The sequence below is a fragment of the Mesorhizobium sp. GbtcB19 genome (assembly GCF_019091085.1).
Lineage (GTDB): Bacteria > Pseudomonadota > Alphaproteobacteria > Rhizobiales > Rhizobiaceae > Mesorhizobium.
The window spans coordinates 91,136-110,856 of record NZ_JAGXJY010000008.1; the positions used below are offsets into that span (position 1 = coordinate 91,136).

Annotated in this window: 19 protein-coding genes; 8 read left to right on the forward strand and 11 right to left on the reverse strand. The window is 62.8% G+C overall.

What is annotated here, in order from left to right; translation table 11 throughout:
* The first annotated feature begins 23 nt into the window (after nucleotides 1-23).
* The 5 genes from urtB to KVT37_RS15920 all read left to right on the forward strand — a co-directional run bounded on the left by urtB (nucleotide 24) and on the right by KVT37_RS15920 (nucleotide 4,819).
* A complete protein-coding gene (urtB, locus tag KVT37_RS15900; RefSeq protein ID WP_217574625.1) occupies nucleotides 24-1,640 on the forward strand; it encodes an urea ABC transporter permease subunit UrtB in 1,617 nt (538 codons plus the stop codon).
* The gene (urtC, locus tag KVT37_RS15905; RefSeq protein WP_217574627.1) at nucleotides 1,637-2,860 is read left to right on the forward strand and encodes an urea ABC transporter permease subunit UrtC; all 1,224 of its coding nucleotides are present in this window, start codon (nucleotides 1,637-1,639) and stop codon (nucleotides 2,858-2,860) included. The genes urtB and urtC overlap by 4 nt, the downstream gene beginning before the upstream one ends.
* Before the next feature lie 6 nt (nucleotides 2,861-2,866).
* Nucleotides 2,867-3,613 carry an urea ABC transporter ATP-binding protein UrtD gene (gene urtD / locus KVT37_RS15910; RefSeq protein WP_217574629.1) on the forward strand — a complete coding sequence of 249 codons (747 nt, stop codon included), beginning with the start codon at nucleotides 2,867-2,869 and terminating at the stop codon, nucleotides 3,611-3,613.
* Nucleotides 3,614-3,684: 71 nt separating this feature from the next.
* Complete coding sequence (urtE, locus tag KVT37_RS15915; RefSeq protein WP_127226179.1) at nucleotides 3,685-4,380, forward strand: urea ABC transporter ATP-binding subunit UrtE; 696 nt, start codon at nucleotides 3,685-3,687, stop codon at nucleotides 4,378-4,380.
* Between the two features lie 262 nt (nucleotides 4,381-4,642).
* Nucleotides 4,643-4,819: a hypothetical protein gene (locus KVT37_RS15920; RefSeq protein WP_217574631.1), complete on the forward strand. Its 177-nt coding sequence runs from the start codon at nucleotides 4,643-4,645 to the stop codon at nucleotides 4,817-4,819.
* A 202-nt stretch (nucleotides 4,820-5,021) separates the two neighbouring features.
* On the opposite strand, the gene KVT37_RS15925 is transcribed toward KVT37_RS15920, so the two are convergent.
* Both KVT37_RS15925 and KVT37_RS15930 read right to left on the reverse strand, forming a co-directional pair.
* Entirely contained in the window at nucleotides 5,022-6,167 is a 1,146-nt protein-coding gene (locus tag KVT37_RS15925; RefSeq protein ID WP_217574632.1) for a GGDEF domain-containing protein, read from the reverse strand.
* 75 nt (nucleotides 6,168-6,242) lie between these two features.
* A complete protein-coding gene (locus tag KVT37_RS15930; RefSeq protein ID WP_217574634.1) occupies nucleotides 6,243-7,877 on the reverse strand; it encodes a sulfotransferase in 1,635 nt (544 codons plus the stop codon).
* A 359-nt stretch (nucleotides 7,878-8,236) separates the two neighbouring features.
* Here KVT37_RS15930 and KVT37_RS33935 point away from each other — a divergent pair, with 359 nt between their 5' ends.
* Nucleotides 8,237-9,916 (forward strand): autotransporter outer membrane beta-barrel domain-containing protein, encoded by a 1,680-nt coding sequence (locus KVT37_RS33935; RefSeq protein WP_217574637.1) that lies wholly within the window; start codon nucleotides 8,237-8,239, stop codon nucleotides 9,914-9,916.
* Between the two features lie 84 nt (nucleotides 9,917-10,000).
* Here the strand turns inward: KVT37_RS33935 and KVT37_RS15940 are convergent, their stop codons facing one another.
* From KVT37_RS15940 to KVT37_RS15980, 9 genes are all read right to left on the reverse strand, one after another.
* Nucleotides 10,001-10,804, reverse strand: a complete 804-nt coding sequence (locus KVT37_RS15940; RefSeq protein WP_217574639.1) for a DUF72 domain-containing protein — start codon at nucleotides 10,802-10,804, stop codon at nucleotides 10,001-10,003.
* A 27-nt stretch (nucleotides 10,805-10,831) separates the two neighbouring features.
* Complete coding sequence (locus KVT37_RS15945; protein ID WP_217574641.1) at nucleotides 10,832-11,296, reverse strand: GNAT family N-acetyltransferase; 465 nt, start codon at nucleotides 11,294-11,296, stop codon at nucleotides 10,832-10,834.
* A complete protein-coding gene (locus KVT37_RS15950; RefSeq protein WP_217574643.1) occupies nucleotides 11,286-12,392 on the reverse strand; it encodes a TIR domain-containing protein in 1,107 nt (368 codons plus the stop codon). The genes KVT37_RS15945 and KVT37_RS15950 overlap by 11 nt, the downstream gene beginning before the upstream one ends.
* A gap of 53 nt (nucleotides 12,393-12,445) precedes the next feature.
* Nucleotides 12,446-12,862: a DUF302 domain-containing protein gene (locus KVT37_RS15955; protein ID WP_217574645.1), complete on the reverse strand. Its 417-nt coding sequence runs from the start codon at nucleotides 12,860-12,862 to the stop codon at nucleotides 12,446-12,448.
* On the reverse strand, nucleotides 12,862-15,783 hold the full coding sequence (gene uvrA / locus KVT37_RS15960) for an excinuclease ABC subunit UvrA (protein ID WP_217574647.1): 2,922 nt from the start codon (nucleotides 15,781-15,783) through the stop codon (nucleotides 12,862-12,864). Before uvrA ends, KVT37_RS15955 begins: the two co-directional genes overlap by 1 nt.
* A gap of 964 nt (nucleotides 15,784-16,747) precedes the next feature.
* Entirely contained in the window at nucleotides 16,748-17,002 is a 255-nt protein-coding gene (locus tag KVT37_RS15965) for a hypothetical protein (protein ID WP_308642632.1), read from the reverse strand.
* A 101-nt stretch (nucleotides 17,003-17,103) separates the two neighbouring features.
* Nucleotides 17,104-17,706 carry an ATP-dependent Clp protease proteolytic subunit gene (locus KVT37_RS15970; RefSeq protein WP_127863845.1) on the reverse strand — a complete coding sequence of 201 codons (603 nt, stop codon included), beginning with the start codon at nucleotides 17,704-17,706 and terminating at the stop codon, nucleotides 17,104-17,106.
* A gap of 25 nt (nucleotides 17,707-17,731) precedes the next feature.
* Nucleotides 17,732-18,208 carry an SRPBCC domain-containing protein gene (locus KVT37_RS15975; RefSeq protein ID WP_217574649.1) on the reverse strand — a complete coding sequence of 159 codons (477 nt, stop codon included), beginning with the start codon at nucleotides 18,206-18,208 and terminating at the stop codon, nucleotides 17,732-17,734.
* Nucleotides 18,205-18,519 carry a helix-turn-helix transcriptional regulator gene (locus KVT37_RS15980; protein ID WP_217574651.1) on the reverse strand — a complete coding sequence of 105 codons (315 nt, stop codon included), beginning with the start codon at nucleotides 18,517-18,519 and terminating at the stop codon, nucleotides 18,205-18,207. The genes KVT37_RS15975 and KVT37_RS15980 overlap by 4 nt, the downstream gene beginning before the upstream one ends.
* 236 nt (nucleotides 18,520-18,755) lie before the next feature.
* On the opposite strand from KVT37_RS15980, the gene KVT37_RS15985 reads away from it, so the two are divergent.
* Nucleotides 18,756-19,277 carry a single-stranded DNA-binding protein gene (locus KVT37_RS15985; protein WP_217574653.1) on the forward strand — a complete coding sequence of 174 codons (522 nt, stop codon included), beginning with the start codon at nucleotides 18,756-18,758 and terminating at the stop codon, nucleotides 19,275-19,277.
* A gap of 25 nt (nucleotides 19,278-19,302) precedes the next feature.
* The gene (locus KVT37_RS15990; RefSeq protein ID WP_217574655.1) at nucleotides 19,303-19,701 is read left to right on the forward strand and encodes a DUF2306 domain-containing protein; all 399 of its coding nucleotides are present in this window, start codon (nucleotides 19,303-19,305) and stop codon (nucleotides 19,699-19,701) included.
* The last annotated feature ends 20 nt before the right edge of the window (nucleotides 19,702-19,721 follow it).

Sequence of the window (19,721 nt, forward strand, 5' to 3'; positions counted from 1 at the left end):
CCTCAAAGGGTCACCAAGTACCGATGAAGACCTTCCGTGCGATTGGCCTCACGCTTTTGTTCCTGCTGACGACGCTGTCGTCCTCGGGCGCTGCGGAAGCCGATCTGCGTGCCATCATCGCCAAATTCGCGACAGCTGCGGACTTTTCCGAGACTGGAGTTATCGTTCGCGAGTTGACAGCCACAGGCGATCCGGCTGTCGAACGGCCGCTTGCTGCGTTGGCGGAAGGCAATCTTTACATTCGCGCCGCCGACTCGATGGTGTTTGTCGGCAAGGAAGGGAGCGACAGCATCCAGCTTTTCGACCCGCTGAGCGGCGAGGCAGCGGGCGAGGCTTCCGCAGATGACTTAACCCAGATCGGCGTCAACAACACCTTGCGCCGCACCATCCGCGATGCATTGGGCACGCTGACGCTTGGTTCCAAGGATCCGACTGTCCGCATCGCCGCCGCCGACACTATGTTCAAGACACCTGATGCCGCCAACATCGAGCCGCTCGACGCAGCGATCGCCAGTGAAACCGTGGCGAGCGTCAAGGCTTTGCTGGAGCAGGCGCGTGCTGCTTCCATACTGGTTTCGGACAAGCCCGATGCGGACAAGCTCGCCGCAATTGCCTTGATCGGTGCGCGTGGCGACCGCAACGCGGTGTCGCTCCTCACCTCCGTCGAGGCCAACGCGTCCGGAGCGGTCAAGGAAGCGGCGACGGCCGCAATCGCGAGTATCAATTCGACGCTGGCATTTTGGGATGCCGGCCAGAACATCTGGTACGGCATTTCGCTCGGCTCGGTACTGTTGCTCGCGGCGATCGGGCTTGCCATCACCTTCGGCGTGATGGGCGTCATCAACATGGCGCATGGCGAGATGGTGATGCTCGGCGCCTACACCACCTTCGTCGTCCAGCAGGTGATCCGCGCCTCGTTCCCCGGCCTGTTCGACTGGTCGCTGGTCATCGCGCTGCCGCTCGCCTTCCTGGTCGCAGCACTCGTCGGCCTCGCCATCGAACGCGGCATCATCCGCTTCCTCTATGGCCGGCCGCTGGAGACGCTTCTGGCCACCTGGGGCGTCTCGTTGATCCTGCAGCAGGCGGTGCGCACCATCTTCGGGCCGACCAACCAGGAGGTGGGCAATCCGTCCTGGATGTCGGGTTCGTTCGCTATCGGCCAACTGGCCATCACCTGGAACCGGCTGTGGATCCTGGTGTTCGCGCTCCTGGTGTTCGGCGTGCTGCTCTACGTCATGAAGCGCACGCCCTGGGGGCTGCAGATGCGCGCCGTCACCGCCAACCGCCGCATGGCGGCCTCGATGGGCATCAAGACGCCATGGGTCGACGCGCTGACCTTCGCGCTGGGATCGGGCATTGCCGGGATCGCCGGCGTGGCGCTCAGCCAGATCGACAATGTCTCGCCCAATCTCGGGCGCGGCTACATCATCGACAGCTTCATGGTCGTCGTCTTCGGCGGCGTCGGCAATCTCTGGGGCACGCTGGTCGGCGCCTTCTCGCTCGGCATCGTCAACAAGTTCCTCGAGCCCTATGCCGGCGCCGTGCTCGGTAAGATCGTCGTGCTCGTGCTGATCATCCTGTTCATCCAGAAACGCCCGCGCGGCCTGTTCGCGCTCAGGGGCAGGGCGGTGGAAGCATGATCACGCAGCGCCTGTTCGGCGCCGACCGGCGCATCGCCGTCACGATCGTCGCCCTGCTCGCGGCTGCCATCATCGTGCCGCTGCTCAACCTCGCGGTCTCGCCGCAAAGCGCCTTCTACATCCCGCCTTATATCGTGGCGCTGGTGGGCAAATATCTCTGCTATGCGCTGCTGGCGCTGGCGCTCGATCTGGTCTGGGGCTATTGCGGCATCCTCTCGCTCGGCCACGGGGCCTTCTTCGCGCTCGGCGGCTATGCGATGGGCATGTATCTGATGCGCCAGATCGGTTCGCGCGGCGTCTACGGCAACCCGATCCTGCCCGACTTCATGGTGTTCCTGAACTACAAGGAACTGCCCTGGTTCTGGTACGGCTTCGACCATTTCTGGTTCGCAGCAACGATGGTGCTTGCCGTGCCCGGCCTGCTCGCCTTCGTCTTCGGTTGGTTCGCCTTCCGCAGCCGCGTCACCGGGGTCTATCTGTCGATCATCACCCAGGCGATGACCTATGCGCTGCTGCTCGCCTTCTTCCGCAACGACATGGGTTTCGGCGGCAATAACGGCCTGACCGATTTCAAGGATATTCTGGGCTTCAACGTACAGGCCGACGCGACGCGTTCGGCGCTGTTTGCGGCGAGCGCCGTGACGCTTGCGCTCGCCGTCTTCGTCACCGCGGCGATCGTGCGCTCCAAATACGGCAAGCTGCTGATGGCGGTGCGCGACGCCGAGAGCCGCACCCGCTTCCTTGGCTGGCGGGCCGAGAACGTCAAGCTGTTCGCCTTCACCGTCTCGGCGATCATGGCCGGCATTGCCGGCGCGCTCTACGTGCCGCAGGTCGGCATCATCAATCCAGGCGAATTCGAGCCGGCCAATTCGATCGAGGTGGTGATCTGGACCGCCGTCGGCGGGCGCGGCACCATCGTCGGCCCGATCCTCGGCGCGTTGCTGGTCAACGCCGGCAAATCCTGGTTCACCGGTGTGCTACCGGAATTCTGGCTGTTCGCGCTGGGCGGCCTGTTCGTCGCCGTCACGCTTCTGCTGCCCAAGGGCATCGTCGGCATGTGGGACAGCTGGCGCGGCCAGGCAAAGGCGCTGCGCGTGGCCTCGCTTGCCGCCGAGGCCGGCGCCGATCCAGACGAGCCGCAGCCGAAGATCGTTCGCTCGGCGGCAAGGACGCCGGGCGCCTGGTCGGCCGCCGGCCCCGAACCGCAGCCGGCGGAGTGAACGAGCATGAGCAAGTCGAACACCATCCTCTATCTCGACGGCGTCTCGGTCTCCTTCGACGGCTTTCGCGCCATCAACAATCTGTCGCTGGTGCTCGACAAGGGCGAGATGCGCGCCATCATCGGACCCAACGGCGCCGGCAAGACGACGATGATGGACATCGTCACCGGCAAGACGCGGCCCGACGAGGGCGAGGTGTTCTTCGACGGCCAGATCGATCTCACCCGCCACGACGAGGCCGAGATCGCCATGATGGGCATCGGCAGAAAATTCCAGAAGCCGACCGTCTTCGAAAGCCACAGCGTCGAGGACAATCTGATGCTGGCGCTGAAAGGCCCGCGCTCGATCTTCCCGGCGCTGTTCCATCGTCGGGCAAGCGCCGAGACGCGGCGCATCGACGAGATCCTCGGCATCATCCGTCTGGGCGACAAGCGCGACGAGCTCGCCGCCAATCTCAGCCACGGCCAGAAGCAATGGCTGGAGATCGGCATGCTGCTCGCGCAAGACCCGAAGCTTTTGCTCGTCGACGAGCCGGTCGCCGGCATGACCGACGCAGAAACCGAGGAGACGGCGCGCCTGCTCAAGGACATCGCCCGCGACCACTCGGTGGTCGTCGTCGAGCACGACATGCATTTCGTGCGCGAGCTCGGCGTCAAGGTCACCTGCCTGCACGAGGGCTCGGTGCTGTCGGAAGGCACGCTCGATTTCGTTTCGGCGGATGAGCGCGTCGTCGAAGTTTATCTGGGGCGCTGAAGCATGGTCTGGCGGGTTCCGTTCTACCGTTTCGATTTTGCGTTCCTGAAGCGCTGGAGAAGGAGCTGACCATGCTCGAAGTCTCCAATGCCACGCTTCACTATGGCGCCGCCCAGGCGCTGCGCGGCGTGTCGCTGAAGGCAGGCGCAGGCAAAATCACCTGCGTGCTCGGCCGCAACGGCGTCGGCAAGACCAGTTTGATGAGATCCATCGTCGGCCATCACCGGCTGACGAGCGGAAGCGTTGCCTTCGAGGGGAAGGCGCTCGACCGGAGCGCGGCGTATGATCGCGCCCGGTCGGGCATCGCATTCGTGCCGCAGGGCAGGGAGGTGTTCCCGCTGCTGACGGTGCGCGAGAACCTGGAATCCGGCTTCGCGCCACTCAGGCGCGCCGACCGCAATGTTCCGGCGCATGTCTTCGAACTGTTCCCGGTCTTGAAGCAGATGCTCGGCCGTCGCGGCGGCGACCTGTCCGGCGGACAGCAGCAGCAACTCGCCATCGGCCGCGCGCTGGTGATGCGGCCGAAGCTCCTGGTGCTCGACGAGCCGACCGAAGGCATCCAGCCGTCGATCATCAAGGATATCGGCCGCGCCATCCGCTACCTGCGCGACCAGGCTGGGATCGCCGTGCTTCTGGTCGAGCAATATCTCGACTTCTGCCGCGAGCTTGCCGACGAGGTCAACATCATGGATCGCGGCCAGATCGTGCATACCGGTCCGGCCGAGGATCTCGATCGGGCGGACGTGAGGAAGTTCCTGACAGTCTAGAGCGGTTGCTCGACTTCGTCCGGGTCGCGAAACGACAGCAGGTCCAATATTTCTTCCATGCAACCCTGTCTAACCCTAGCGGACCATGGGCCGCGTGCTAGTCTTTTTCTTGGCCTTGGTGAGTCGGCCGCTTTCCGTACCAGTCGCGAATGAGGGGGAAGGCGCGGACACCGCCCGCAAGTTCCACGCAAGCAAGCCTGGCTAGCTTTCCCCGCAGTGATTGTCGGTCAATGCGTCCAAACAAGCTTGCCAGGGGACGGCGATGGAACGTTTTGTCGAGGACTACCAGAAGCGGCGCCTGACCGAGCGCGTCGATATCATGACCGCGATCAACATCCTGATGTCGCAAGGCTATGACGAGGATCATCTCCTTGATGAGATCACCAAGGTTTTCTACGTCGATCTCGACGCTTTCTACGATGTGATCTCACACCATTGAAGGCTTGCGTTCATTCTGAACTAGGCCGTGCACTCATAAACGGGCCACCGCAATTTGCGGTGCGATGGGTCCCTGCTATGATTGGACGGCTGGACGAAGGCTCGGTAAGGCGTGGGTAACCCTGGGGGCGAGCCGGTCCCGCGCTCCAGCGCTAGCGACCCTAACTCGCCTCGGTATGGCTGCGGGCCTGCGAGTATACGGCCTAGCCGGCGCGGCGGAAATCCAGCACGCGGTTGCGGCCGCCGCGTTTTGCGGCATAGAGCGCCTTGTCGGCGGCGCTGAGCACCTTATCGAAGCTTGAGCCTTCGTTGCTGCCGAAGGCGAAGCCGGCGCTGACCGTGCATCTCAACTCACCGCTCTCGGTCTCGACCGCGCGCGCCGCGAAGGCCAGCCGGATGCGTTCGGCCGTAGCCTCGACCATCTCGGGCAAAGCGCGTTTCAAGACCAGCGCGAACTCCTCGCCGCCCATGCGGGCGGCAATGTCGTTGGGACGCAGATTGGCGGACAGCACTTCGGCAAAGACCCTCAGCACTTCGTCACCGGCGGCATGGCCGAACTGGTCGTTGATCGCCTTGAAGCCGTCGAGGTCGAAAACCACCACCGCCGTGAAGGCGCTGACGGGCGTCCTGCCGTGCAGGTCGAACAGCGCGCGGCGGTTGAGCAGTCCGGTGAGTGCATCGGTCTGCGCTTCGCGCTGATGATGGCGGGCGAGCCGCCCCTGGTTGAGCGCCAGCGACAAGGCGCCGATACCGGTCATCGAGGCGATGACGATGACGAGGCTCAGGTCCTCGGCCCAGTTGCTCGGCGCGTGGCCGAGGACCATTTTGCCGTCCCATGCGAGCACCGCCGCGCACAGCACGAAGGATATGGCGGTCAGCGAATAAAGCAGCGCCACGCCGATGAGATGGACGGGCGCCTCCGCGCGGCCACGCCAATATTGATACGCGGTGCCGAACAGCAGCAGCGCGGCCAGCGCGTTTTCCAGCATGAAGCCCAGTCCGTCATAGCCGAGCGCCATCGGCGGCAGCGCGAGCGCAAAGGAGCAGCCGGCGCCAAGCGCGATCAGCGGCACGGGCGAGCGTCTTGTCCTGTATTGATGGGCGGCGCCCAGCATGACCGAGAAGCCGAACAGAAGCAGCGCCAGCGTCAGCACGCCAAGCGCGTTTCCGGGCGCCTTGATATAGGCGTCATAGGCAAAGACTTCCATCACCACGACCAGCACGCTGATCGCCCAGGTCAGCAGGAACCTGTCGGAACGGGCGGCCAGCCAGGTTCCGAACAGCGTGAGGCTGAGGCAAGCGGCCGAGAAGCCGACGGCCAGAAGCAGGGAGTTGTAGTCGAGCAGCATGCACGCGTCCTAGCCGGTGCCGGGTTTTACAACCTGGCGTAGGTCCATTAGTGCAGCAAGGAAGTATCGATTACGTTACGATAGGCGAGAAGATGCGAGGGTTTCGTCCGATTGGGGGCGGCTGACAGGCAGCGGCGGTGTCGGATGGGCTGGCAGCACAGGCGCGAGCTCTCCCAGGCTCTCGAAGAGGGGACCGAGGTGTCGCGCATAGGGCTTCCACTTGGCGACCGATGCCGTGCTGATCGGGCGCCTGACCTGCGAGAGGCTGGCGGTGCGGACGGGGCGGGCGTTTTCGTGGAAGCGCATCACCTCGTCGTTCCAAGGCAGGCCGCAATGATCGAGAAGCCGACGGACTTGCGGTTCCGGATCGCCGACCAATTCCTCGTAACCGACCCGCAATACCCTTCCGGGCAGGACGCGGTCCCAATGCTCCATGACGGCCACGTAGCGGCGATACTGCGCGCCCAACGCGTCAAGGTCGTAAGTGAACTCATGTCCGGTGCGGAACTGGCGTTGGTAACACGCGAGGCAGTTGTCGACGGCTTCACGCCGGATGTCGATGATGACGGCATCGGGAAGGCAAAGGTCGATCATGCCGATATGAACGTAGTTGCCGAGCATCTTGTTGACGATCATCGAGGCCTGCGCGTCGATCTTGCGAAGCCTGGCGATGTATTCGCGGCCGATATCGCGGAAATAACTGGCGACGGGAGCAGGCGGTTCTTCCGGGCGCTTGCCACCGTCGCTGCTCGGGCCGCCATAGGGCCAGCGCATGTTGGTCAAGATGGACAGATCGGGGATTTCGCCGGCGCCGAAGACGCCTGGGTGGCTGGCCAGTATCTGCTCGACCAGCGTCGAGCCCGAACGCGACCGAGCTTGGATGAAAACCGGAACGCGGCTGCGCTCGCCATGGCCACCAAACCGCGCCATGAAATCCGGCGTGAACAGGTCCGTGACATAGTTGCAGACGAGCGCGTGAGCCGTTGCCGCCGCTTCCGGCGTGGTCAGCCGGGGCTTCTCCCCGGCGGGGGCGATGGCGCTGGTCGGCACGGTCGCGTCACGGAGCGTCGACACGGTCAGATCGTTGGCCTCTTTCAGCGCCGCGAATGACTCGTCATGCATGCCCCGGCGCCGAAGGATTTCGGCCACCGAAAAGAGAAAGCTGGTCCTCGTACCGTGTGGGACCTTCGGATCGCTGCCGGCCTTGCGCATCAGCGCGAAATCCTGATCGGACAAGGCTTCGGGCAGATTGAAAGCGAGATGGCTGTACGGGCGTGGGTCGTTGGGATTTATTTCGATCATCGTCCGGCAGACCCGGGCCAGGCTGTCGAACTGTCCGAGATTTGCGTAGGTGTTGGCCAGTTCGGCCCGGGCGCGGCCCAATCCAGGATTGAGCTTGAGCGCCAGGCTGAAACCCGAAGCCGCCAGTTGCAGGCGTCCGGAATAGCGATAGGCCAGGGCCAGGTTGTATTGCGCTTCGGCGCTGCCCGGCAGTTCCTTGGCGATGCGTTTGACGAGGCGGATCGCCTCGGCAAGATCGCCATGCTCCATCTCCACCAGCGCAACGACTTCGAGCGCCTGCAGGTTTTTCGGTGCATTGCGCAGAACCGCTTCGGCGGTGGCACGGGCGCGCCTGAAATCGCCGGCAAGGTGCAGCCTGCGAGCTTCGGCAATGAGGCGTTCCAGTGAGAAACTGTTGCTATTCTGCAACTTAATTACCAATCCCTAATCCTGTCAGAAAACACTAATTGTTGAGGCATATAAAGACGGTTACGTAGGGTTACGACATTCGCCGAGGGCGGAGTCTACGGGTGGTGGGGAATAGCATGAAATTTCTGACAGCGGGCTTGTTTGCCTCGGTTTCCGTGCTCGCGCTTGCGCTGCCGGCGGGCGGAGCATATGCGGGCCAGAGTGTCATCCAGTTTCAAATCTGCTCCAGTTCCAACCCGACTGACTATTGCAGCACCCGCAACAACGCATCCTATATCGGCCCCGGAATAGACTCTGCCATTGCCAATACGTCTTCCATCGCTGGCGGCGTGAGGGAAGCAAGTGCAACCGACCACGTCGTGACCGATGCATATGACGGTTGGGGAGCTATCTACGGTACCACCACCAGCGGCAACGTCTATCAGAGCCCCTATGCAACGCCATTCAACGGTCTGACCGCTGCACGCCAGACCGAGTCCTACGTCGCGGTACCGGGATTGCCGGCCAATTCCATTCGCTGGTTTGACAGCTTCACGAACAATACGGGCAGCGCCATTACCGCCAATGTCGCGTTCGGAGGCAACCTTGGCTCCGATAGCAACACGTACGTGCACGCCTCAGGGCCAGGCTATGTGGTAACCGGCCAAGGTGCTCCCGGAGCCGAATCGACGGATCCGGTCATTGCCCATCTCTATGGCAACAATGATTATGCGTTCAGCCAGACCACGACCCATTTCGTCAATGGTGACGACAATCCGTATATCGTCTATCCGTTGACGGTTGCTCCAGGCCAAACAGTGTCGATCATGAATGTCGATATCCTGTTTGGCGACAATGCGCGCCAGCCGGACGGCGGCGGATCCGTCTACGCGCAGGACGTCGCGCTGGCGATCCAGCAAGCGCAGCTCTTCGTCAACAGCCCAGTGTTCGACGGCCTGACGGTAGAGCAGCTCCAGACATTGGTGAACTGGAATGTGCTGGTTGACGGCAGCCTGCCTGCCGCCGGCGCGGTGACCGGCCTGTCGCAGAGCATGCATGACGCCTTCGATGGGATACTCAACCGCGATGCGGTGATCTGGACGAACGGTTACTACGCCCCGGCATTGGCGACCGGCGCGCTGCAATATGCAGCCGAGACCGCTCCCGGCGCAAAGCAGGACGGCGCGGCGGCTCTCGCCAACGAGATCGGCGAGAAGGGCGGCAAGGTCGCCATCACCAATGTCGACGGCACGCGCAGCTATCTCTTCGGCGGCTACACGACCGGCTCGCGCGACTACGCCGCGGGCGATCTCGATTTCGACGGCTACCTGGCCGGCATCGGCATCGAGCATAATTTCGCGTCGGGACTGTTGGTCGGCATCGCCGGCGGCTATGCGCGCGGCAGCGGCGACATCGGCGATGTCTATTCCGACATCACCAACAAGCAGTATACCGTGTCGCCCTATGCCCGGTGGCAGGCGCCTACCGGCACCATCCTGGATGCGCGGATCTCGCTCTCGAGCGAATCCTGGACCTATTCGCGTACCGCGGGCGCGGGCACGGCGAATGCCGATATCGACGGCAGCAGTTTCGGCGCGCGCATCGGCGCGGCGCAGCCTTTCGACATGCCGGTGGCCACCATCACGCCGTTCGCGAACCTCTCCTATCTGCGCACGCATGTCGACGGCTATACGGAAACCGACGCCGGCACCGGTAACCTCGATGTCCCGTCTTATTCCGTCGACCACCTCGATGGCTTCGTCGGCGTTTCGGCGGCGCGGGACTGGGCCATGGCCAATGGCGGCAGGCTGCGCGGTTTCGTCAGCGCCGGCATCGGCGACAGCTTCCTCGGCAACGACAGCGTGTCGACGACCTACACCACCTCGTCGACAGCCTTCGTGAGCGACATCGAAACGCAAAAGGGCGCGTTCGGCCGTGTGGAGGCCGGGATTTCGGCGAATATCACGCCCGACTTTGCCGTGACCTCCACCTATGGCGGGCAGTTCGGCAACGGCCGCAACCAGCACACGATCAGCGTCGGTCTCGACCTGAAGCTTTAACGCACGCGCGGGGCGGTCGGCTTGACTGGAGCAGCTCAGTAGCTGAGCTGCTCCAGTCGCCGACGCGCGAACTTTCCAGAATCGCTATGCCGAAACCCGCTTCATCAGCGCCATGGCGCCGAACGGCGCGCGCACCTTGCCCTCGGTGATGAAGTAGGCGAACACGTCGCGCGGCTTGACCGGCGCGTCGGTCTTGGGGTCGGCGCGCGGCAGGTCGGCGGGCTGCTTGCCGTCCGCCCAGGTCTTCACGCGTACCGCCCATTCATCCAGGCCTTTCGGCGTGTAGCAGTCGGGATTGTCGTCGTTGCCGGTCTGCAATCGCGCATAGACGAAGTCGCCGGTGACGTCGGCGATCGCTGGATACTTTGCGTGGTCGGCATAGACGATCGCGGCGTTGTATTTGCGCGCCAGCGCCGGGAATTCCGGCACGACGAAGCTGTCGTGGCGCACCTCCAGCGCGTGGCGCAAGGCCACGCCGTCCTGCTTTTCGGGCAGAAGCTTGAGGAAAGCTTCGAAATCGTCGGCATCGAATTTCTTGGTGGGCGCGAACTGCCAGAGGATCGGCCCGAGCTTCTCGCCGAGCGCGGCGACGCCCGAGCCGAGGAAGCGCATCATCGATTCACCGGCTTCACCGAGCACGCGGCGGTTGGTGACGAAGCGGTTGCCCTTGAGCGAGAAGACGAAACCGTCCGGCGCGTCGGCGGCCCATTTCAGGAAGGTCGGTTCCTTGAAGCTGGAATAATAGGTGCCATTGACCTCGATGCTCGGCACCTGGCGGCTGGCGTAATGCAGCTGCTTGGCCTTGGCGAGCTTCTCCGGATAGAAGGAGGTGTCCCAGGGCTCGAAAGTCCAGCCGCCCATGCCGGAGCGGATCGTTCCTTGGCTCATCGTCTTCCTCCCGTTTTCAAAATGCGATCAGGCGGCCTTGCCGACCGGCTTGGCCATGTCGACCACCGTCCATCCTGGTCGGTATGGATTGGCGCGACGACCCGTTTCCCGATAGCCATAGGCCGAATAAAGCGCGATGTTCCGCTCCATGCGCGAATTGGTGTAGAGCCGCACCTCCGGCAAGCCCCATGAACGCGTCTGCTCGTCGGCGAAGTTGAGCAGCGCGATGCCGAGCTTTTTGCCCTGGAAGGCCGGTGAAACCGCAACGCTGAAGATCATGGCGTGGTCCTCATGCCGCTCGAGGACGAGCAGCCCGGCAAGATCGGAGCCATCTTCAAGCAGCCAGACCTCGCCGCGCTCGATGCGCGGCGCATAATCCTCGGTCACCGGGATCGGCGGCGCGCCGAACAGGGCGGTGTACGGGGCATAGGCCTGCGTGGTCAGCGCGACGATCGCGCTGAGATCGCCGGGGCGGGCGATCCTAATCGTCACTGTACACCTTACGTCCTGTCACCTGTTCGGTAATCAGGCCTTCGCGCTCCAGGACAGCCCGAACATCTTCGAAAATCGCGCCGATGTTCCCTGTGGGGAATCTAATCTGCCCAAGACCAATGATGTTTGAGAATTCTTCGCACCCTTCCTCCAAGAGGATGATTGCCTTCCGCCAGCCCAGCTTCCCTTGAAACAGCCCAGCCTCGTGGACAACATTTTCACGGGCATGAAGCGACTTGTCGTCGTGTAGGTCCTCACCTGTTAGAAGCAAAAACGCAAATCCACACTCCTGAAGCATTTCGGACAATCGCTCCTGTGTCCCCACTCCAGCCGTTGGTATTCGATTAAACTCATCATACGGCAAGCCTAGGCGATCCCGCACGAAGTCCTTTAGGATTCGCCATTGGGCTGACCTGCCGTGCCCTATGAAAATTCTATTTGAGTTCGACGTTGATTGCTGTTTTGGCTCCATGAGCACAAGTACCTCAATCGCATTTCTTATGCATGTTGTTAGGTCGCTAAGTCGTCTTTTGTTTATTTCTACAGAGGTTATCGCAGCCTGATATTGAACGTGCGCAGGAACAGTCTGTCCCTTCGAAATCTCTTCGGAATCACGTGTCATCCTTGGTACGCTACGGAGGCGCGCGTTGACAAAATCCCCAAAGCCGTAAGGGGTGATTTTCTCCCGAACACGAGTCAAATAGCGAGATAGTGAGGCGTCTTTGAACTGCCTCTCCGCAGCTTCTAACGCATCAAGCACTTGATCGTGTAGATTGGCAAAGTCGGTATGAAGCCTGTCAGATAGCGCGTAAAAAGCATGGAAGACTTCTTCCCCGACCCCAGCGAACACAAATTCCCGGATTTCCTCCCTCGTAAAGATGCGCCAACCCGGATTGTGCGACCCATTGAACCCAGGCACAAACCCCCATTCCACATCAAAACTCCGCCCCGACGGTGGGGAACGAAATCCTTGGTAGTAGGTAGAAGAGTGATCGCCGAACCATGATTTGGAATGGCAGTTCTCCAGTTGGCTGATGCGCTCCTGGTAGAGTTTTCTCGCCGGTTTCAAGTCCGGCGCAATGTCAGTTTCGGCCATCCGAATGGCTCTCGCCTCAAGGTCTCGCAGGCGGTTAATAACGTCAGTCACGTTTAGCTCACTTCGGGATTTGCACCAGCTGCGTTCTCGGCAACCTTTTCCTGGCCCACGGCAATCGCTGCAACGACACTACGGCTGGCACCGCCCAGGCCATGCCGTTCGGCGAGCCATTGCGCATCGTTGTAGGACAGCCAGACCTTGCCCTGCTCATCCTCCCAGGCCAGCGCCTTGATCGGCAGGTCGATGCCAGACAGTTGCGGGTCCTGCATCAACGGCGTCCCGCCTTTCGGATGGCCGAAGATCAAAAGCTCGGTCGGGCGCAGCGAAGTGCCGACTTCATGCGCGCCGGCGGCATGGTCGATGCGGGCGAAGACGCGCATTCCGGCGCCGGTGACGGTCGCGACCAATCGGTCGATGGTTTCGGCCACGCCGAACCGGCTTTCGACGGAGACGAGGCCGTTGTTCGCCATCACTCGGCCGCTTCGCGCTTGCCTCCGGGGCGGCGCTCCAGAAGCTCCTTCAGGAACTGGCCGGTGTAGCTGCGCTTCTCGCGGACGATCGCTTCCGGGGTGCCTGACGCGACCAACTCACCGCCGCCATCGCCGCCCTCGGGGCCGAGATCGAGCACCCAGTCGGCGGTTTTGATCACTTCGAGATTGTGCTCGATGACCACCACGGTGTTGCCCTGGTCGACCAGTTCATGCAGCACTTCCAACAGCTTGGCGACGTCGTGGAAATGCAGGCCGGTGGTCGGCTCGTCGAGGATGTAAAGCGTCTTGCCGGTCGCCTTGCGCGACAATTCCTTGGCGAGCTTGATGCGCTGGGCCTCGCCGCCGGACAAAGTCGTCGCCTGCTGGCCGATATGGATATAGCCCAGCCCGACCTGCTTCAGCGTCTCCAGCTTGTCGCGCACGCCGGGCACCGCCGAGAAGAAGTCGACACCTTCCTCGACCGTCATGTCGAGCACATCGGCGATCGACTTGCCCTTGAACAGGACATCGAGCGTCTCGCGGTTGTAGCGCTTGCCGTGGCAGACGTCGCAGGTGACGTAGACGTCCGGCAGGAAGTGCATCTCGATCTTGATCACGCCGTCGCCCTGGCAGGCCTCGCAGCGGCCGCCCTTGACGTTGAAGGAGAAGCGGCCCGGCTGATAGCCGCGCGCCTTCGCTTCGGGGAGCCCGGCGAACCAGTCGCGGATCGGCGTGAAGGCGCCGGTATAGGTCGCCGGGTTGGAGCGCGGCGTGCGCCCAATGGGCGACTGGTCGATGTCGATGACCTTGTCGAGGAACTCCAGCCCCTCGATGCGGTCATGCTCGGCCGGATGCTCGCGCGAGCCCATGATGCGGCGCGAGGCCGCCTTGAACAAGGTCTCGATCAGGAAGGTCGACTTGCCGCCGCCGGACACGCCGGTGACAGCGGTGAAGGTGCCGAGCGGGATCTCCGCCGTGACGTTCTTCAGATTGTTGCCGCGCGCGCCGACGACTTTTATCCGCCGGTTCTTCTTGGCCTCGCGGCGCACGGACGGCGTCGCCACTTCGAGCTCGCCGGAAAGATATTTGCCGGTGATCGAGGCAGGCGTCGCCATGATCTGCTGCGGCGTGCCCTGCGCGATGATGCGGCCGCCATGGATGCCGGCAGCCGGGCCGATGTCGACGACATAGTCGGCATGCAGGATGGCGTCCTCGTCATGCTCGACGACGATCACCGTGTTGCCGATGTCGCGCAGATGCTTCAGCGTGTCGAGCAGGCGCGCATTGTCGCGCTGGTGCAGGCCTATCGACGGCTCGTCCAGCACATAGAGCACGCCGGTTAGGCCGGAGCCGATCTGCGAGGCGAGGCGGATGCGCTGGCTCTCGCCGCCCGACAGCGTGCCGGAATTGCGCGACAAGGTCAGATAGTCGAGGCCGACATCGTTGAGGAAGCGCAGCCGCTCTCGGATCTCCTTGAGCACGCGCACTGCGATCTCGTTCTGCTTGTCGTTCAACTGCGCCGGCAGGTCGGTGAACCACTGGTCGGCCTTGCGGATCGACTGTTCGGTGACCTCGCCAATATGCTTGCCGCCGATCTTCACCGCCAGCGCTTCCGGCTTCAGCCGGTAGCCGTTGCAGGCGGGGCAGGGGGTGGCCGACATGAAGCGCTCGATCTCCTCGCGCATCCAGGCCGATTCCGTTTCCTTCCAGCGCCGGTCGAGATTGGGGATCACGCCCTCGAAGGTCTTGGTGGTCTTGTAGGAGCGCAGGCCGTCGTCATACTGGAAGGTGATCTCGCGCTCGCCGGTGCCATGCAGCACGGCTTCTTTCGCCTCCGCGCTCAGATCCTTGAACTTGTCGCCGAGCTTGAAGCCATAGGTCTTGCCGAGCGCTTCCAGCGTCTGCGCGTAATAGGGCGAGGTCGACTTCGCCCACGGGCTGATGGCGCCGTCGCGCAGCGAGACGTTCTCGTCAGGGACCACCAGGTTGGGGTCGATGGCGCGCTGGCTGCCGAGGCCATCGCAGGTCGGGCAGGCACCGAACGGGTTGTTGAAGGAGAACAGTCTGGGCTCGATCTCCGGGATCGTGAAGCCGGAGACCGGGCAGGCAAACTTTTCCGAGAACAGGATGCGCTCATGCGTCTCGTTCTTCGACTTGTTGACCGAGTCCTCGCCGGTCAGGCTGGCGTCGAGCGGCCGGTCGGCGAACTCGGCCACGGCGAGGCCGTCGGCGAGTTTCAGCGCTGTCTCCATCGAGTCCGCGAGCCGGGTCGCCAGGTCGCCGCGCACGACGATGCGGTCGACGACGACGTCGATGTCGTGCTTGTACTTCTTGTCCAGCGCCGGCACGTCGGCGATCTCGTAGAAGATGCCGTCGACCTTGACCCGCTGGAAGCCTTTCTTCTGCAGTTCCAGGAGTTCCTTGCGGTACTCGCCCTTGCGGCCGCGCACGATCGGCGCCAGCAGGAACAGGCGGGTGCCTTCGTCCAGCGCCAGCACGCGGTCGACCATCTGGCTGACCGTCTGGCTCTCGATCGGCAGGCCGGTGGCGGGCGAATAGGGGATGCCGACGCGCGCGAACAGCAGGCGCATATAGTCGTAGATTTCGGTGACCGTGCCGACTGTCGAGCGCGGATTGCGCGACGTGGTCTTCTGCTCGATCGAGATGGCGGGCGACAGCCCGTCGATCTGGTCGACGTCCGGCTTCTGCATCATCTCCAGGAACTGGCGGGCATAGGCCGAGAGGCTTTCGACATAGCGACGCTGACCCTCGGCATAGATGGTGTCGAAAGCGAGCGACGACTTGCCGGAGCCCGACAGGCCAGTCATGACGATCAGGCTGTCGCGCGGCAGGTCGAGATCGACATTTTTCAGATTGTGTTCGCGCGCCCCGCGAATGGAAAGGTATTTATGGTCGGCCATTGCCGGTCGCCGCCTCAGATCTGGAATGTGCTGGATTGGGCGGGTTTGTCCCGGCCATCCCCTATGTAGGTATTTTCGCCGCCACGTCGAGAGACGCCACAATCTCGACGGAGGAAGCCAATTACGGGTTTAACCGTCTTTCGCGCGAGCGGGCAAGCGGAAAGAACAAAGGCCGAACACGCTCCTGACAAAGCGCTGTGGAAAGAGATGCCACAAGCGCCCGCCGCTTTGGATCCACAGAGACGCTGGACTTACCTGGACGTAACCTCCAAGAGATCACATTTTTCCGTAACCGGCTATTCAACGGTTGACGCCAGCGACTCACGGGAGCAGTCTCAAACGCGTCAACGGAGCCGGCCGTCTTTCGATGGCCTCGCCGCCCAACAGGCGGCCTGCGAGACGCCGCAGGTGATAGCGATTTGCGCTTCGAACGACATGTCGCAACGGACCCAGGAGCGGAGCATGACGCCACCGGACAGTCCCTTGAGGCTCCACACCGAGATGGAGCCGCGGCGGGCATAAGTGCCAGGGCAGACTTGAAACGCCAGCCCGACAAACCGTGACTTGCCGAATCCCAACAATCAGAGACCGTAGTCGGATCGTCGGCTGAAAGCCGCGTTGCATCCGAAACAGAACGCCGGCAGTCCACTCCCGGCTAAAGTTGGATTTCAGATCCATGAAGCCCCATCCGTCTGCACAGCAGGGATGGGGCTTAACTTTTGTGCATGCCCGCCGACCAAGGACAAACCTTCTGGCGCCAATCACTCCAGGCGTCGACGTCGCCCCTCATTGCCCTGCCGGGCATTTCTTCCCGAAACGGGGAGAAAGAGGCTGGCCGCGACGCCGGCGCTTTTCCTGCAACGCTTGTGATTGGCGAAATCGGAGACGACAGCGTCCTTCGCCCCGTTTACGGGGAGAAGATGGCGGCAGCCAGATGAGGGGTGGCGCCGGCCTTGGTCAGAAGTCAGTGGTTCGGAATCCTGGTGCCGCCGGTCGCCATGTCGACGGTGATGCTGCCGCCGATCCTGACATCGGTGTTGCCGATCTTGAAGGAGCCGTCGCTGCCGGCTGGCAGCGCGTCATCCGGCTCGGGCTGCGGCGCCGGCTTGGCGATGCGATAGTCGCCGCTGACGCCGGGCAGGTTTTGCGACGAGCTGTCGTCCGCAAATGCGGTACCGGCCGTCAGCGCGCCGGCAAGGGCGGCGAGGGCAATGCACACATACCTGGTTTGCAGCGGCTTGATCATGCGCGAACTATAGGGGCGCGAGCGCGGCGATGCCAGACGCGAGCCAATCAATTTGCCGCGCGTCCGGCCAGACGTCAGGCCGCCTTCTTGCGCGTGTCGTAGACGTGGTCGACCAAGCCCCATTCCTTCGCTTCCGCGGCGCTCATGAAATAGTCGCGGTCGAGCGTGCGTTCGACCTCTTCGTAAGTGCGCCCGCAATGCCTGGCATAGAGCTCGGTCATATGCTGCTTGGTGCGCACGATGTCCTCGGCATGGCGCTGGATATCGGAAGCCTGCCCCTGGAAACCGCCGAGCGGCTGGTGCAGCACGATCCTGGTGTTGGGCAGCGCGATGCGGCGTCCCGGCGTGCCGGCCATCAGCAGGAAGGAACCCATCGACGCCGCAAAACCCATGCAGACCGTCGAGACCGGGCAGGAGATGTATTGCATCGTGTCATAGATGGCGAAGCCGCTGGTCACCATGCCGCCCGGCGAATTGATGTAGAGCGAGATCTCCTTGTCGGGATGATCGGACTCCAGCGACAGCAATTGCGCGCAAACCAGCGCCGACACGGTGTCGTTGATCTCGCCGTTGATGAAGACGATGCGCTCGCGCAGCAGCCGCGAAAAGATGTCGAAGGAACGTTCGCCGCGGCTCGATTGCTCGATCACCATCGGCACCAGATTGGCAATGCTCATGACGGATTCCTCGTTTCTCTTTCGATCAGGCGGCGCGCAGCATCATGCAGGGCGCATTGGCCGCGACTGGATTTTTGCGGACATAAAACGAGAGCCCGCAACCGGCGCCCGCAACGGCAAGAACAGGCGCGGCCACCGGCACGAAGCCGTCATGGACAATGCGCAAATGCGTGCCGCCGGAGGCGGTGCGGGCGAGCGTGAAGGTGACGATGCTGTTGAAGGCGGGAAACTCGTCCGCATCGCTTGCGCCGGGCCGCTCGCGCCAGGAATAGCGCAGCAGCTTGCCGGGCTCGGCCTCGATCACCTCGCATTCGATCGGCGCATCCGGTCCGGCAAAGTTGAAATGCCTGCCGGCTTCCGCCTTCATGTCGTTCGGCATCAGCCAGGCGGCGAGCAGCTCCGGCTCGGTCAGCGCCCGCCAGACCTTTTCCGGCGGATCGGGAAGGTCGCATTCGAAGCTGAGCGGCGCTTCGTTGGCCGTCGGTTTTCCGGTTGCTGTCATTGGTCCATTCCCTTCAGAACCGTCTTCAACTTCTCGATGCGTTCCGGCCAGAAGGCGCGGTAACGTTCGACCCAGCCGAGCAGCGGATCGAGCCCTTGCGGGTCGGCGCGGTAATAGGCGTTGCGCCCCGAGCGCCGCTCGACCACCAGACCGGCGCCGCGCAGCACGGCGAGGTGCTGCGAGACCGCAGGCTGCGACACGCTCATGCCGGCGCGCAATTCGGTCACGGTCATCTCGCTGGCGGTCAGGCGCTCGTAAACGGCGCGTCGCGTCGGGTCGGCCAGGGCGCGGAAAATCTCAGCTTCGATCACGATCAAAGCATAAGTCGATACTTATTGATTTGGCAAGCTTCTATTTGATCGCCATATCCAAACGCACGTTCAGGCGCGGCCTTTGCTGACATTCCTTGACAGAAAGGGCGGTTGTGACTAGAACGAAAAGAGAACAAAAACCTTGTGGGAAAAGCCAGCCTTTGCAGGCATGGGCGGCCCTGAGGCTGTAAGGTGAGCGACTTAAAATTTGTTTCGGATGAGCGCGGAGAAGTACGATGGCGGGTAGCGTCAACAAGGTCATTCTGGTCGGCAATCTCGGGGCGGACCCTGAAATCCGCCGCCTGAATTCCGGTGATCCGGTCGTCAACATCCGCATCGCCACGTCGGAAAGCTGGCGCGACAAGAACTCGGGCGAGCGCAAGGAAAAGACCGAGTGGCACAATGTCGTCATCTTCAATGACCAGCTCGCCAAGGTGGCGGAGCAATATCTGAAGAAAGGCATGAAGGTCTATGTCGAGGGCCAGCTGCAGACCCGCAAATGGCAGGACCAGACCGGTGCCGACAGATACACGACGGAAGTCGTGCTGCAGAAATTCCGCGGCGAATTGCAGATGCTCGACGCGCGCGGCGAGGGCGGCGGCGGCCAGGTCGGCAATTATTCCGGCGGCGGCAGCAGCCGTGGCTCGGATTTCGGCCAGTCCGGCCCGAATGAAGGTTTCAGCCGTGGCGGCGGCGGTGGTTCCAGGGGCGGCGGCGGCGGCTCGTCGCGCGAACTGGACGACGAGATCCCGTTCTGAGTTGATCGTTTAAGGGCAAGGCGCGATGTCGCTCGGACCGCTTTTGTCGGCGCCTCCCCCCATTCCATGGCATGCCTTCGCGGCCTTAGCCGCTTTAGCCGTCGGCGGCGCCCAGCTGGCGCTGCCGAAAGGCACGATGCGTCACCGCGCGCTGGGCTATGCCTGGGTGGCGCTGATGCTGGTCATCGCCATATCGAGCTTCTGGATCCAGCAGATCCGGCTCGTCGGTCCGTTCAGCCCGATCCATCTCCTGTCGATCCTGGTGCTGGTCACCGTGCCTTTGGCGGCATGGTATGCGCACACGCATAAGGTGGCGGCGCATCGCGGCGCCATGATAAAACTCTATCTGTTCGCGCTGATCGGCGCCGGCATTTTTACCCTGCTGCCCGGCCGGATCATGCATGCCGTCGTGTTCGGCCAGTAGGGCGGCGAAACCTCGTAAGG

Bases quoted from the DNA above. Each gene is read 5' to 3' on its own strand.
- KVT37_RS15940 (WP_217574639.1), bottom strand. From the start codon at position 10,804: ATGAGCCAAGGAACGATCCGCTCCGGCATGGGCGGCTGGACTTTCGAG.
- KVT37_RS15975 (WP_217574649.1), bottom strand. From the start codon at position 18,208: ATGACAGCAACCGGAAAACCGACGGCCAACGAAGCGCCGCTCAGCTTC.
- KVT37_RS15925 (WP_217574632.1), bottom strand. From the start codon at position 6,167: ATGCTGCTCGACTACAACTCCCTGCTTCTGGCCGTCGGCTTCTCGGCC.
- urtD (WP_217574629.1), top strand. From the start codon at position 2,867: ATGAGCAAGTCGAACACCATCCTCTATCTCGACGGCGTCTCGGTCTCC.
- urtB (WP_217574625.1), top strand. From the start codon at position 24: ATGAAGACCTTCCGTGCGATTGGCCTCACGCTTTTGTTCCTGCTGACG.
- urtE (WP_127226179.1), top strand. From the start codon at position 3,685: ATGCTCGAAGTCTCCAATGCCACGCTTCACTATGGCGCCGCCCAGGCG.
- KVT37_RS15920 (WP_217574631.1), top strand. From the start codon at position 4,643: ATGGAACGTTTTGTCGAGGACTACCAGAAGCGGCGCCTGACCGAGCGC.
- KVT37_RS15955 (WP_217574645.1), bottom strand. From the start codon at position 12,862: ATGGCGAACAACGGCCTCGTCTCCGTCGAAAGCCGGTTCGGCGTGGCC.
- uvrA (WP_217574647.1), bottom strand. From the start codon at position 15,783: ATGGCCGACCATAAATACCTTTCCATTCGCGGGGCGCGCGAACACAAT.
- KVT37_RS15990 (WP_217574655.1), top strand. From the start codon at position 19,303: ATGTCGCTCGGACCGCTTTTGTCGGCGCCTCCCCCCATTCCATGGCAT.
- KVT37_RS15950 (WP_217574643.1), bottom strand. From the start codon at position 12,392: ATGGCCGAAACTGACATTGCGCCGGACTTGAAACCGGCGAGAAAACTC.
- urtC (WP_217574627.1), top strand. From the start codon at position 1,637: ATGATCACGCAGCGCCTGTTCGGCGCCGACCGGCGCATCGCCGTCACG.
- KVT37_RS15985 (WP_217574653.1), top strand. From the start codon at position 18,756: ATGGCGGGTAGCGTCAACAAGGTCATTCTGGTCGGCAATCTCGGGGCG.
- KVT37_RS15970 (WP_127863845.1), bottom strand. From the start codon at position 17,706: ATGAGCATTGCCAATCTGGTGCCGATGGTGATCGAGCAATCGAGCCGC.